The sequence below is a fragment of the Pseudovibrio exalbescens genome (assembly GCF_028737195.1).
GTDB classification, from domain to species: Bacteria; Pseudomonadota; Alphaproteobacteria; order Rhizobiales; family Stappiaceae; genus Pseudovibrio; species Pseudovibrio zosterae.
Genome location: NZ_JAQZAJ010000005.1, coordinates 348561 through 362138, shown reverse-complemented (window position 1 = coordinate 362138; position 13578 = coordinate 348561). Strand labels below are relative to the sequence as shown.

Genomic DNA, 13578 nt, shown 5'->3' with positions numbered 1-13578 from the left:
GCATTGGGAGATTGGTGCGGGCGGGAGACGAATAATGGGAGCAAAACACAATGAATCTGATGAAAAGCGCCACCGCCGTCCTAGCGCTGACCATGGGCGCATCCTTCACTGCCGAAGCATTCGCCGCAGACTTGACATGGAACGTGTCTCTTTGGGGTAAGCGCCGGGCGTTTACCGAACACATCGAGAAGCTTGCCTCCGAAGTTGCGACCCGTACGGATGGCCGCTTCGAAATCAAGCTGCACTACGGCGGCGCACTGTCCAAGTCGCGCGAAAACCTTGATGGCATTGCTATTGGTGCGTTTGAAATGGCCCAGTTCTGCGCCTCCTACCACGCCGACAAGAACCCGACGCTGACCGTGACCGAGTTGCCTTTCCTCGGCGTTCCTGATCTTGAAACCCAGATCAAGGTTGATCTCGCGCTCTATCAGCACCCAGCCGTTCAAAAGGATCTGGCGCGCTGGAATGCCAAGCCGCTGATGTCCTCGCCGATGCCGCAATACAACATTCTCGGGGCAGGTGATGCGCCGCAGACCGTTGCGGACTTCGAAGGAATGCGCGTTCGCGCGCTGGGTGGCATCGGAAGTGCAATGGAGATTGTCGGTGCGGTTCCAACATCTGTAACTGCCGCGGAAGCTTATCAGGCGCTTGATTCCGGCACGGTCAGGGCCGTGTCCTTTGCGCCCCATGCACACCTGTCGTTCAACACGATCGAGGCAGGTAACTGGTGGACCACAAACCTGAATCCAGGCACCGTCCATTGTCCTGTGGTGGTAAACATGGATGCCTATGACATGTTGCCGGATGACTTCAAGCAAGCGCTGAATGAGAGCATCCAGCCTGCGCTTGACCACTACGTTGCAACCTACGCAGCGGTCTATGAGAAGTTCTATCCAGCGCTGGAAGAAAACGGTGTGGCTCAGATCTCTTTCTCACAGGAAGAGCTGGCGTCCTTCAAGGAAAAAGCAGGTCAGCCTGTTTGGGATGCGTGGTTGGCAGATATGGAATCCAAGGGGGTTCCGGGTGACGAGCTTCTGAAACTCGTACAGGACACCATGTCCCAGTAAGAGCTTGGAAAACGTTGTTGGGGCCCCCCGTCCAAGGCGGTGGGGCCTCTTTGCTTTCTTGCGCTCCCTGGGCAGGCGCACTTACCCCTCTGATTGGTGGAAACCTATCAATGACAACAGTTCATACCTCGGGTGCAGACGGAGAAGACCGGCGCTACCTGAAATTTACGGGAGCTCTGGGCAAGCTCGAGAATTTCTTCAATCTGATCGCTGCGACGAGCATTTTGCTGCTTATGTTTCTCGCCGTGGCGCAGGTGGTTGGCCGCAACCTCTTCAACCAGCCTGTTCCCGGTTTCATTGACTTCACAGAGCAGGCCATGGCCGTCTTTGCATTTCTGGGCGTGGCCTACTGTCAGCGCGTCGGCGGTCATATTCGAATGGAGTTGTTGCTAGGCACCTTCAAGGGCCGCGGGCTCTGGATCGCCGAGTTCTTCGGAGTGCTGATCATTCTGTTTGTGGTGACCATCCTGATCTACGGTTCCTATCTCCATTTCGATCGTTCCTGGTCATTGGGTGACAGCACCATTGATGTGGGGCTCCCAACCTGGCCGTCCAAGTTGCTGGTGCCGCTGGCACTTTCATTGCTGTGGCTGCGTCTTTGCCTGCAGCTTTATGGCTATAGCCGCCTGATCATCGATCCATCTCGGCCCCTGCTCGACCTACCTCACAAGCATGATGCGGCAGAACATGCCAAAGCAGAGATCGAAGAAGCGTTCCTTGAGGAACATCAGGAAGGGGGAGCGCGATGACACCTTTCGACATCGGTTTGATCATGACCGGCGTACTGCTCGTGCTGGTCGTCTTCGGCGTTCGGGTTGCTTTTGCTGCGGCCTTTGTGGGTCTGGTAGGCATGATCGCCATCTTCTCCATGCGGATGGGCTTTGAACGTGGTTTCATGGTGGCGCTCAAGATGGCAGGCACCATTCCGCACTCGAAATCAGTAACCTACGCCCTGTCTGTGTTGCCGACCTTTATTCTGATCGGCTTTCTCGCCTACTACGCAGGCCTGACGAAACACCTGTTTGAAGCGTCAAAGCGTTGGCTTGGCTGGCTGCCCGGCGGAATGGCCATCGGTACCGTATTTGCAACCGCCGGCTTTGCTGCGGTCTCGGGTGCATCTACCGCGACCTCAGCCGTATTTGCGCGCGTGGCCATTCCGGAAATGCTGAAAGCAGGCTATTCACCGCGCCTTTCTGCGGCTGTTGTAGCTGCAGGTGGTACCTTGGCCTCTCTGATCCCTCCCAGTGCGATCCTCGTGATCTACGCCATCTTGGTGGAAGAGTCCGTTGGCAAGTTGCTGATGGCGGGTTTCCTGCCAGGTGTCGTTTCGGTCATCATCTATGGTCTCATCATTTACTTCATGGCCAAGTGGAAGGGCGGGGCCCCCGCTATTGGCGGCTTCACGTGGGGCCAACGCTTCAGTGCGGTGCCGGGGACACTCCCCATCATCGGCGTGATCCTGATCATTTTTTCCAGTCTCTACTTTGGCTTTGCCACGCCAACAGAAGCGGGCTCACTTGGGGCCTTCGTGGTGTTGCTGACAGCTTTCTATAAAGGCATGCGCACCAAGCAGTTGTTCCAAGCGCTGCACGAAACCGCACGGCTGACGGTGATGATCTTCACACTCATTTGGGGCGTGCTGGTCTATGTTCGCTTCCTTGGGTTTGCCGGTCTGCCAGATGCCTTTAAGGACTTCATCGTTGGCCTTTACTACGCACCGCTCTTGATCGTGATCTGCATTCTTCTCGGCTATGCGGTCCTGGGCATGTTCATGGACGCCATTGGCATGTTGGTGCTCACGCTGCCCGTGGTCTTTCCTGCAATCATCGCTTTGAACGGTGGGCCAGATGTTTCTGCCGCAGACAGCGCGCTTGGCATGTCCGGCGCGGCCTGTGCCATCTGGTTCGGTATTATCGTGGTGAAAATGGCGGAGCTCTGTTTGATCACGCCACCTATAGGGCTCAACTGCTTTGTCGTCTCGGGTGTGCGCCCGGATATTCCGGTTCAGGAAGTGTTTCGCGGCTGCATGCCCTTCTTTGTGGCAGATGTTGTAACCGTGGCCGTGCTGGTCGCTTTCCCGGCAATCATCACCATACTGCCCTCTTTGATGTAGAGCCTACGCAGAGTTGAATGTAAAACGGCGCGGCTTTCATGTGAGAGCCGCGCCGTTCCTTCTACTGATGCATGTTCCTTAAATTTCAGAACAAGCTGCCCTGAGCATCGTCGGTTTTCTTTGGTTTTGCAGGGCGAGTGCTTTTCTTGCGGACGGGCTTCGCTTTTTCCTCGGGCTCTTCCAAAACCGGCTCTTGTGGGGCGCTGCTCGGCGGCGGCACGGGATCTGAGCCTTTGCCACCAGCAATGGCGTCAACAATCCCACCCTTCATCTGCAGCTTCAGCGCCTGTCCTTCGCCTACCGCTGTGGCGGACCCAATTGGCGCGTCATGCTCATCGCGAACAACGGCATAACCACGCTCGATCACGCGCTCGTAGCTCAGGGAGTTCAGCAGTTGCGTCACCCCTTCCAACCTCATGCGCTGGCGATTGATGAGGTTTCGATAGGCTTGGACACTCCGCCCTTCAAGGCTGCGAAGCCGTTCATGGTTGAAGGCGATCTGGCGGGATAGAGCGATCGGGCTGAGCCCGCGTGTTGCCGTATCAAGGCGTGTGCGATGGCTTTGCGTGTTCATGCGCAAGCCGTACTCAAGCCGTCCCGCGACAACATCAAATCTTTGGCGGGGAAGGGCGAGCAGGTCACGCGGCGCAGGTAGAGAGGCGGCAGCTGCACGCAGCTCAGTCTTGCGGCTTTGCAAAAGGCGTAACAAGCCTGTCGACAGGCGACGTGACAGGTCATCCGTCATCGCCTTCAACTCAGACTTCACTGGCACCACAAACTCGGCAGCGCCCGTTGGCGTTGGTGCCCGAACGTCGGCTGCCAGATCGATCAGCGTCCAGTCAGTCTCGTGACCCACCGCTGATACCAGCGGGATCTGCGAGTCTGCGGCTGCGCGCACGGCTTCTTCATCGTTGAAACCCCAGAGGTCTTCCAGGCTCCCGCCGCCACGGGCTACTATAAGCACGTCGGGACGGGGGATTGGTCCGCCTTCAGGCAGTGCATTGAAACCACGAATACCGTTGGCAACTTCGGCCCCGCATGTTTCACCTTGCACACGCACAGGCCAAACGATCACATGCAGCGGAAAACGGTCTGAGATCCGGTGCAGAATATCGCGAATGACAGCCCCGGTGGGCGAAGTGACAACGCCAACAACGCGAGGCATGCGGGGAAGTGCCCGCTTGCGTTCAGGATTGAACAGTCCTTCCGCGCCAAGTTTCTTCTTCCGTTCTTCCAACAACGCCATCAGGGCGCCAGCGCCTGCTGGCTCCATGGACTCGATGACCATCTGGTATTTGGATTGTCCGGGGAAAGTGGTGACCTTTCCGGTCGCGATCACTTCCAGGCCCTGTTCCGGCTGCACTTTAAGGCGGGCAGCGTTCCCCTTCCAAATGATGCCAGCAAGAACCGAACGATCATCTTTCAGGTCCAGATAGACGTGGCCCGAAGCTGGGCGGCTCACACGTCCCAGCTCGCCGCGCACGCGAACGTAGTCAAAGGAATCCTCAATAGTCCGCTTAATTGCGTTGGAAACCTCTGAGACAGAAAACTCGGCAACGTTCGATTGTTCGGACAAAATGCACTAACTCTCGTCAACCTGTAAAATATCGAATCCATTCTATAGGCTATTCGCTCAAGCACACCAAGCGCTGCAGACGTTTCCCCTCCATGAAATCGTTAGAAACGCAAAGGTGCACTCTGTTCGGACCTCCAAAAATCCCTTAGACAAGACGAGACCTATCAATGCGACGGATTGAATTATGCCTCGTTCGGAATTCCGCATGCAGCGGCTTTATCTTGACCATCCGCTGGAAGAAAAAACACGCGTAGAAGCCGACCGGGCGCAGGCGAACTATTTGCTCAATGTTTTACGCATGAAGGATGGCGCTGAGCTGTTGGTGTTTAATGGTCGCGACGGCGAATGGATGGCAGAAGTGCAGGCCACTGGTCGCAAGTCATGTGATCTCATCGTCACCAGACTGATCCGAGAACAAAGCCCAAAGCCGCAGCTGGATTACATTTTTGCACCCCTGAAGCTGGCTCGGCTGGATTACATGGTGCAGAAGGCTGTCGAGATGGGGGCAGGGCGCTTACGCCCGGTGTTGACCCAGCACACACAAAACCCAAAGCTGAACCTGCAGCGCATGAATGCGAATGTGATTGAAGCCTGCGAGCAATGTGGGGTGCTTCACATTCCAGAGGTTCTGGAGCCAGTCAAACTGACCGCGCTTGTGGCGGATTGGGCACAAAACGATGCGGAGCGCGCGTTGATCTTTTGTGACGAGGGTGAACGCTCTCAGAACCCACTCCCCGCGCTGGAGAATGTGCCCGATGGTCCGCTGGCTCTGCTTATTGGTCCTGAAGGTGGCTTCTCGGAAGAAGAGCGCAAAATGCTGCGCGATCAATCATTTGTCCATCCTATGCCGTTAGGTCCTAGAGTGCTGAGAGCCGACACCGCAGCTGTCGCTGCCATGGCTGTTGTTCAAGCCAGGATGGGTGACTGGTTCTAAAACCTGGGAGACGCCGGAATGCCTGACGCCACCAACCACAAGACACAAAGCGAGCGCCATTGGCGGCTGCCAATCACCTGGGTCTTGGGTGGCGGTTTTGGACTTCTCCTGCTGGCTGTTGCCGGCACCATGTTGCTGTTCATGACGTGGACTGCGGAGCGCCAAACCTCTCGCATGATGGCAGAGATCGGCGAACTCATGCTCGAGCGCAGTCTTGAGGTGGTCGACGAATTCTTCTCGCAAGAGGAGACAGTCGGATTGATTATTGCCGACATCATGACGGATCGGGAGCTGATGAAAGCGCCGGAGGGATTGCAACAGCACCTTGCCCGTATTCTGGCTCGTCAGACCAACATCGGCCGCATCAGCTATACCTATCCAGATGGGCGCACCATCGTGGTGCGCTTGAGCGAAGACGGAAGCGAAAACTACGTCAAGCTTGGCAAGCCGCTCTCAGTGCCAGAGCAAGCCCAGCATGGGACCAAGATTTGGGCCCCGCCATACTTCGACAGTGAGTTGAACGAGACTTATCTGCGGTTGATTGTTTATTTGAAGCCGGAGTTTGAGACTGCGCTTGCGCGAATAACTGTCGACTATCCGGTGCGTGATCTGGAGCATCTCCTCGACCGCATGGTCTGGCGCGACGGCCAGAAGCCATTCATTTTGTTCCAAAAGGACAAAGTGTTGGCAAGCACCGAGCCGATATTTGACGACATCGCGCACACCGTGCTTCATCCCGTTCCCAAACTCTCTGACATGACCGGCACGCCACTTCCCCGCATCTGGGACCGAAGCGGTAGACAGCAAATGTTGAGGGTGGATTTTGGCGCTCACGTTGACCAGTCCCTCGAGCAGCACATGCTGTTCATTTACGCGCCGTTGAACAGGCACCAGAACATTCCGCTGCTCGTTGGAAGTTACATGTCCGCTGCTGAGTTTGGCCAGCCGCTGACCAACCTCAATCGTATGGTGATGGTTGCTGTTGCTGTGCTGATTGTGGGGCTTGTAGCACTGGTGTTCTTTGGCCGTGCACTGGGACGGCCAATCCGGGCGCTTGCAGAGAAAGCGATGGACATTCGGCATCTGGATCTGGAGGGTAAACCACCATTGCCGCGCTCTCATCTGCGCGAGTTGGATGAGACCAATGCCAGTTTCAATGCAGCAATTGGAGCGCTTGAGGCGTTCTCCCGGTATGTGCCGCGTGATCTGGTTCGGGTGCTTCTGGAACGCGACTTCAGAGGCTTGAAGAATACTGAACTTCGAACCATGACAATCATGTTCTCTGATATCGCCGGCTTCACTACTGTTGCGTCGCGGTTGTCGGCAGAAGAAACAACAGCCCTGCTCAACGCTCATTTTGAGGAGATTTCGAAGCTGATCACCTCAACTGGCGGCACGATCGATAAATATCTGGGGGATGGGGTTATGGCCTTCTGGGGAGCGCCCGAGGAAATGAAAGACCATGCCGAGCGCGCTGTCGAAGCGGTGAAACTGATTGAGAGGGAGCTTCTTGCACGCGCGGGCGGCCCTGAACCTTGTGACAAGCTGCGTGTGCGTATCGGCCTTCATACTGGAACTGTGGTTGTAGGCAACATCGGCTCCAGCGAACGCATGGACTACACAGTAATCGGGGATGCCGTGAACGTGGCTTCTCGACTGCAAGAACTGGGCAAGACGGTGGAAGCGAACGCCAAGGTGCTCGCGCTTGCCAGTGAAGAAACAGTGAAACACTTGTCAGAGGCTGAACGTGGTGATCTCGTTGGCTCATTTGAGCTTCGCGGACGGGACGAGCCGGTCAACGTTTTCCGTCTCGTTTGAGTGAATTGATCAGCTGCTGGCTAACGTTCTCTCAGAAAGTCTGAGTTACCTAAGGCGCAATTCGTGTCACACTACCCCAGCGTTGAAGAGCTGAGGGAGTGCGGCATGGCTGGGACCTATGATCGGGAACTGTTCTATCCGGGACAGGATGCCATGTCGCATCATTTCCAGAAGCTGATGGGAGACTATCTGGCTCAAATGGCCGCTCAGCACGCCAACCCCCAGATGGCTTTGCCAAACAAATACCCCACGCCCGATGAATTGCAGCGTTTGGGAGAACAGATGCTGGCGTTCATCCAGATTTGGGATGGGCAGCAGCGCCTTGCGAAAAAAGGCGTACCTCAGACCTACGAAGAAGTGCGGGATTTCTGGTATGACGCGGTGCGTGTCGTGCCGGATTGGGCATGGAAGATGGGCCCTGTGTTCTCAGTTCTTTTTGTCGGCAACGCCGTGAAAGAACACCTGCCGGAAGAGCACAAGGAAATGCTTGAGGCATTCCTCAAAGGCTATGCGCGCGGACGGCCATCGCCCGCCATGGACAGCATGCTGGCTTTTAATCCATTTCTTCAATCACAATATGCTCTCTGGAAGTCGTTTATGCCGTGACACCTTGCCTCCATATGCAAATAACGCGTGTGCATAATTGCGGGATTGCGCCCTTGGACCTATAAGATGAGAAGGGTTGTAATTGCGGTGGAACGGGTGCTTCCCTGTCGACACTTGGTTTGCAGATTGGGCATAAAATGGCAACATTGGATCTAGATCAGCTACGAACGCTAACTGCAATCGTGGATACTGGCAGCTTTACCCGCGCCGCTGAGAAGGTGCATAAGACCCAATCTGCAGTCTCAATGCAGATGAGGCGCCTTGAGGAAAAGCTTGGCCGCGACATTTTCACCAAGGATGGACGCCAGTCAAAGCTCACTGAAGATGGTGAGCGGCTGCTTCATCATGCGCGACGTATGCTTAAGTTGAATGATGAAACTCTCGCAATGTTTGATGAGAGTGAAGTGTCAGGCGTCGTGCGCATCGGCACACCCGACGACTATGCCGACCGGTTCCTGCCCATGATTATGGCGCGCTTTTCCCGCTCGTATCCCGGAGCCGAGGTGTCTGTTACTTGCGCACCGACCCCAGACCTGCGGGCGGCACTGGCAAATGATGAACTGGATATTGCAATCGTCACGCATGTGCTGAAGTTTCGGCAAGAGACTGACGAGATCATCCGTCGTGAGCCACTGTTGTGGACAGCCTCTGAACAGCATTGCGTTGAAAGTGAAACGCCGCTGCCATTGGCTCTGGGCAGGCCAAGTTGTGATTGGCGTCAGGCGGCTTTGGCGGCACTCGACAAGCAGTCGCGCAACTTCCGCATTCTTTACACCAGCTGGAACTCTACGGCGGTCTCCGCAGCCGTTCTTTCGGGACTTGCGGTGTCGGTACTACCAGAATCAGCCATCCGTCCGGGTATGCGCATTTTGGGCGAGGCGGAAGGTTTTCCTGATCTGCCAAGCTGTGAAATTGCGCTCATTCGCAATCCCAACGCTTCGGCAAATGTGACGAATGCACTTGCCGAGCACATCAAATCATCGTTGAACAATCTGAGCGTGACCCGCATTGCCGCAGAATAAAAATAAAGCTGGTTTCGGTTGAAACCAGCTTCTTGCCTTTTCGTTGATCGTGCGAGCGAAGTGTTAACGCATGGTGCGGGTTTCGCGCATCTGATCCAGATAACGCTCATTCGCGCGGCAGGTCAGATACCAAGACGGATCGATGCCTTCATGGCTGGCAAGGGCGCTGTCAACGTCAGATCTTGTCAGGCCCACGTCTTGGAGCAGCCGGTCTTCTTGTTCAGCCAAATGAGCAATTGCACGGCGGTTGCGGTACGCCCGCAACTGATCGACAATTACGTGAAACAGACCCAGCAGTGTGCTCTTTAAAGTAAGTGGTTCGAACGTACCAGCATTCGCACGATTAGGGTTGCGGTACTCGGTAGGGGTAGGGAAAGCTAATGTCATTGTGCCACTCTCCGCGTGATCTGCACAGGCGTTAGATAATTGGAAATACAGGGTTTTCCTGATGAAGTTGCCTTCTATGTGATATATTGGAGGGTCTGACTAATTCTACAAATGAATGTTTCTGATCAAATTAGATAAGCGTCTTTGATCAGTTCTGTCGGACACACTTTAGGGAGATGCAGGGTGGCCGTTTCGCTTGATATCGATCAGCTTAGGACTTTCGTAGCAATTGCCGAATTGGGCAGTTTCAGGCTTGCAGGTGAGGCGGTGCACAAGACCCAGTCTGCAGTCTCCATGCAGATGAAGAAGCTTGAAGAACGACTGGAACTAAAGCTTTTTTCCAAGAGCGGGCGGCAGTCGGTGCTATCTGAGGATGGGCGCCGCGTACTGGAGTACGCGCGCAGAATGGTAGCTCTTAACGACGAAACGGTAAGTGCGCTCAGCCTCACCCAAATGGCAGGCCGCATCCGACTTGGTTTGCCAGATGACTATGCGGAGCGTCTGCTGCCACGCGTTCTTGCGACGTTCAGCCGCATCAATCCCGCGATTTCGATTGAGGTCAGCTGTGAAAGCAGCATGACGATTGGCGAAAGAATCAAGCAAGATCAATTAGATGTCGGTATTGTTACGGATGATGATTGCGGTGTGCATGGACACATCATTCGCCGTGAGCCTCTGCACTGGGTGACCGCATCCGACAACGGCCTGGGCGATGTGCGGCCTGTTCGTCTTGCTGTTGGGCCTGTCACGAGTTCATGGCGGAAGGAAGCAATTAGAGCATTGGACGCCGCCAATGTACCCCACGTAGTCACCTATACCAGCGCCAGCGCGGCGGCTCTCTCAGGTGCTGTGATGGCTGGCTTTGCTGTAGCGGTGCTGCCGGAGTCAGCCATTCGAAAGGGGCTGCATGTTCTTGGAGAGAAGGACGGACTTCCCCGGCTTCCTTATTGCAGTATCACGATGGTGCGCTCTACAGGCGCGAGGGAACCCATCCATGATGCATTATGCAGTCATATCATGACCGCGGTCGGTAACCTCAGCTATGAAACCGAGGTTACCGAGTAGGGGTTAGGAGCGACGCTTGCCGAGCACGATGAGATTGCCCGACAACACACATGCCAGGCCCAGCAAGGCGTCCGCACCCCACGTGTATCCCTCCAGCAGTGTGGAGACGCTGAGAGCCACCAGAGGGAACATGACTGTGGCATAGCCAGCTCGCGCTGAGCCAATGCGGCCCAGAAGCGTGAGATAGGCACCAAATGCAATGACAGAGGCGATTATCGAAAGATACGCCAGTCCACCAAGATATTCTGGTGTCCAGAGTATGTTGAAGCTGCGGCCCATGATCATGGCCTCAAGGCCCAGGAAAAGAGTGCCGTAGAGCATGCCCCAAGCACTGGCGGAGATGACAGAAATTCGCCGTTTCTGAAGCCGTGACGACACCATGTTGCCGCTACAAAAACAGAGCGTTCCAACGATGCACAGGCCAAGACCCAATAGGGCACCATGATCCAGGCCGTCCTGCATGATCTGAGGTCTGAACATCAGAGCTACGCCAGCAAAACCGGTCACCGCTCCCAAGATGGTGCGTCTGCTTGCCCGCTCTCCAAAGAACAAAAAGGCCAGAAGAATATTGAAAACGGATGCCAGCGAAAACACCACCGACAAAAGTCCCGACGGTATATAAGCTGAGCCGTAATAGAATACGAGAAAGTTGGTCGAGAACAGCAATACGCCCAAGAGCGCAAATATCGCATGAGTGGTGACCGAAAACTTCAGGGGATGTCTGCCGATCACAGCCCAACCCCACATGCAGGTTGAGGCGATCACAAATCGCCAGAACAAGGAGACTTCAGGTGGTACGCCTAACTGCATTTTCATGGCGTACCAACTGAAACCCCAAGAAAAGACACAGGCGCCATACAGCGCCAGGTCCTTTGTACTTAGTGCCACTTCGGCTTGGCGGAGTTGGGGGAGTGACGAACTTTGCGTTTCGGACATGGGAGGCTCCGCGCATTCTTGTTGAAGCCCTTTATTCCCGAAATTACCTCTTCACTCAAACGAATAATTATTATTCAATCAATCAATATTTGTGATGTGTTGAACGCCCGAGGGCTGTTTGGTGCCACTCCGGTTTGTAACCCGATCCGAGAATGGCGAGAGTGATAGGCGGCGTGACCAGCTCCACCGTGGATGGGAGTGCCATTGCCAGCGGTTTGTAGCAATCGGTCGTCCATCGCAACCATCCATAGGGGCCTTTAGCCGCAAAAATTTTCTCGTTATCCTGTTGGAACGTGAGCACTGCACCTTCCGGCAAAGCATCCATTTGGCTGCGCAAGGGGTGCGTTTGCTGGCGCTGACTTGATAATGCCCTGTCCATTTCGTAGGCACTGGCGCGAGGAGGTCCCCAGTTGGCAGTATGAGGCGTTTGCCGGGTAAATAGCTCGGCGTACTCCAGCGCTCGCGCGCGTCGGCACTCGAAACAGGGGCGATGCCCTGCGGCCAGAGCCGTGACCTCATCCAGAAAGTACAGTTCTGTATAGCTGTCTCCCCAAACCGAACGCTGTCGGTCCTTGAAACTCAGCCGACAACAAATCCAGCGTTTGCTGTGAGGGTAGGGTTTAAGGAGGCATTTTGTTTGCGGGTCGTGGTGGCGCCCGCCGCGATTGCCCATCATCGTTCCACGACTGGGTATGGCAACGAGGGTGCCATCTGGAAGGACACGGTTTTGAAGTGGCATCGATACGTCTCTAGATCACGCTAGACGACGTTATCCTAATGCAAGAATGCCGAGGGCTGGAACTACAAAAAACGCCAGTGCGAGGTAGGTTATGATCCAAACACGCTTGCCTTGGGTCGCTGTGCTCAAACGCTCTGCAAGCGCGGCGGGCAAATATCTGAGTTTTGGAACTGCCAGAACAATGCTGACGCCAAGCACATTGTAGAGGAGATGGATAAAAGCCAGCTCAAAGGCCTCATTGCGCGCCCCTGTAACAGCGAAGGCCGCAAGAATGGCGGTGATACAGGTGCCAATATTTGCCCCCAGAGTGAAGGGGTACACTTGCCGTGTTGTCAGGGCACCCGAGCCCACAAGCGGAACTACAAGGGAGGTGGTGGTTGACGAAGACTGCGTTAGCATTGTCGCTGCGCAGCCAGAAGCCACACCGGCAACCGGGCCATGGTTGAGGGCCGTCTCTGCAATACGCTTGGAAGAACCTACCAGCAGAGCGCGCAGAAGGCTCTTCATAAAGTGAATGCAGAATACAACGAGGCAAAGCCCGATTGCTATCAAGGAAGCCCCTGCGCCGGGATAAGGCAGGGTTGAAACGCCATTGGCAACTTCCTGCACAAATGGCGCGGTTGCTGCGCTGATGAAGTTGAAGGTCTCCGTCAGATCATGATGAACGAAACTGGCATTGGGCAAGATAGACAAGATGCCATGGATCATCTTTTCAAAGATGCCGAACATCAGTTCAAGCGGCAAAAAGAACGCAATGCAAAGCAGATTGAAGCAGTCATGGACCGAAGCCGCCGCAAAGGCGCGCTTCAGTTCTTCCCTGTTTGCTGCAAACCCGAGCGCAACAATGGTGTTCGTGAGGGTCGTGCCGAAGTTTGCACCCATAACGATCGGGATCGCGACCTCAATGGGAAGGCCGCCAGCGACGAATCCAACAAGGATTGAGGTTGTTACCGATGAACTTTGGACAAGTGCTGTCGCGAGAATGCCGACACATACACCCGTAATAGGGTTGGTTGCCGCCTGAATCAGGTGTTCTGCATGATCAGCATAGAGGGTGCGGAAGCCTGCTTCCAGCAGTCCTACGGCGCAGAGCAGGAAATACGCCAGAAACAACACAGAGACCCAGTTCAGTAAACTGATGCCTAGCGCTGCATTACTGTCATCATCCTTAAATGAGTCTAGTTTACTCACTGAGCTCTTTCCGTAGCGCCTGCTTGAACTTGGCGAGAAGCTTAGTCTGCTTAGCTCACGTGCTCTTCAGGACCGCAAAAAATTATCCAGCATCTCAAATGGTAAAGTTATTTGCCGGATAATC

13 protein-coding genes are annotated in these 13578 nt (G+C 55.0%); 8 read left to right on the top strand and 5 right to left on the bottom strand.

Annotated features, from left to right (window positions below):
• Positions 1 to 50 precede the first annotated feature (50 nt).
• The 3 genes from PUV47_RS15805 to PUV47_RS15795 all read left to right on the top strand — a co-directional run bounded on the left by PUV47_RS15805 (position 51) and on the right by PUV47_RS15795 (position 3180).
• A complete protein-coding gene (locus PUV47_RS15805) occupies positions 51 to 1067 on the top strand; it encodes a C4-dicarboxylate TRAP transporter substrate-binding protein (RefSeq protein ID WP_274219547.1) in 1017 nt (338 codons plus the stop codon).
• 110 nt (positions 1068 to 1177) lie between these two features.
• Entirely contained in the window at positions 1178 to 1816 is a 639-nt protein-coding gene (locus tag PUV47_RS15800; RefSeq protein ID WP_274219546.1) for a TRAP transporter small permease subunit, read from the top strand.
• Positions 1813 to 3180, top strand: coding sequence for a TRAP transporter large permease (locus tag PUV47_RS15795; protein ID WP_274219545.1), 1368 nt, complete (start codon positions 1813 to 1815; stop codon positions 3178 to 3180). Before PUV47_RS15800 ends, PUV47_RS15795 begins: the two co-directional genes overlap by 4 nt.
• Positions 3181 to 3265: 85 nt before the next feature.
• Here PUV47_RS15795 and xseA read toward each other — a convergent pair whose 3' ends face one another.
• Positions 3266 to 4756: an exodeoxyribonuclease VII large subunit gene (gene xseA / locus PUV47_RS15790; RefSeq protein WP_274219544.1), complete on the bottom strand. Its 1491-nt coding sequence runs from the start codon at positions 4754 to 4756 to the stop codon at positions 3266 to 3268.
• Positions 4757 to 4940: 184 nt separating this feature from the next.
• Here xseA and PUV47_RS15785 point away from each other — a divergent pair, with 184 nt between their 5' ends.
• The 4 genes from PUV47_RS15785 to PUV47_RS15770 all read left to right on the top strand — a co-directional run bounded on the left by PUV47_RS15785 (position 4941) and on the right by PUV47_RS15770 (position 9136).
• Positions 4941 to 5690 carry a 16S rRNA (uracil(1498)-N(3))-methyltransferase gene (locus PUV47_RS15785; protein ID WP_274219543.1) on the top strand — a complete coding sequence of 250 codons (750 nt, stop codon included), beginning with the start codon at positions 4941 to 4943 and terminating at the stop codon, positions 5688 to 5690.
• An 18-nt stretch (positions 5691 to 5708) separates the two neighbouring features.
• Positions 5709 to 7508 (top strand): adenylate/guanylate cyclase domain-containing protein, encoded by a 1800-nt coding sequence (locus tag PUV47_RS15780; RefSeq protein ID WP_274219542.1) that lies wholly within the window; start codon positions 5709 to 5711, stop codon positions 7506 to 7508.
• Positions 7509 to 7613: 105 nt separating this feature from the next.
• Complete coding sequence (locus PUV47_RS15775) at positions 7614 to 8114, top strand: hypothetical protein (protein ID WP_274219541.1); 501 nt, start codon at positions 7614 to 7616, stop codon at positions 8112 to 8114.
• Positions 8115 to 8251: 137 nt separating this feature from the next.
• Entirely contained in the window at positions 8252 to 9136 is an 885-nt protein-coding gene (locus tag PUV47_RS15770; RefSeq protein ID WP_274219540.1) for a LysR substrate-binding domain-containing protein, read from the top strand.
• Positions 9137 to 9199: 63 nt separating this feature from the next.
• Here the strand turns inward: PUV47_RS15770 and PUV47_RS15765 are convergent, their stop codons facing one another.
• On the bottom strand, positions 9200 to 9523 hold the full coding sequence (locus PUV47_RS15765) for a DUF1127 domain-containing protein (protein ID WP_274219539.1): 324 nt from the start codon (positions 9521 to 9523) through the stop codon (positions 9200 to 9202).
• A 183-nt stretch (positions 9524 to 9706) separates the two neighbouring features.
• Between PUV47_RS15765 and PUV47_RS15760 the strand changes: the two genes are divergently transcribed.
• On the top strand, positions 9707 to 10588 hold the full coding sequence (locus PUV47_RS15760) for a LysR substrate-binding domain-containing protein (protein ID WP_274219538.1): 882 nt from the start codon (positions 9707 to 9709) through the stop codon (positions 10586 to 10588).
• Positions 10589 to 10591: 3 nt separating this feature from the next.
• Here the strand turns inward: PUV47_RS15760 and PUV47_RS15755 are convergent, their stop codons facing one another.
• The 3 genes from PUV47_RS15755 to PUV47_RS15745 all read right to left on the bottom strand — a co-directional run bounded on the left by PUV47_RS15755 (position 10592) and on the right by PUV47_RS15745 (position 13454).
• Entirely contained in the window at positions 10592 to 11524 is a 933-nt protein-coding gene (locus PUV47_RS15755) for a DMT family transporter (protein ID WP_274219537.1), read from the bottom strand.
• An 82-nt stretch (positions 11525 to 11606) separates the two neighbouring features.
• Positions 11607 to 12263 carry a hypothetical protein gene (locus PUV47_RS15750; protein WP_274219536.1) on the bottom strand — a complete coding sequence of 219 codons (657 nt, stop codon included), beginning with the start codon at positions 12261 to 12263 and terminating at the stop codon, positions 11607 to 11609.
• Positions 12264 to 12293: 30 nt separating this feature from the next.
• On the bottom strand, positions 12294 to 13454 hold the full coding sequence (locus tag PUV47_RS15745) for a Na/Pi symporter (protein ID WP_274219535.1): 1161 nt from the start codon (positions 13452 to 13454) through the stop codon (positions 12294 to 12296).
• Between the last annotated feature and the right edge of the window lie 124 nt (positions 13455 to 13578).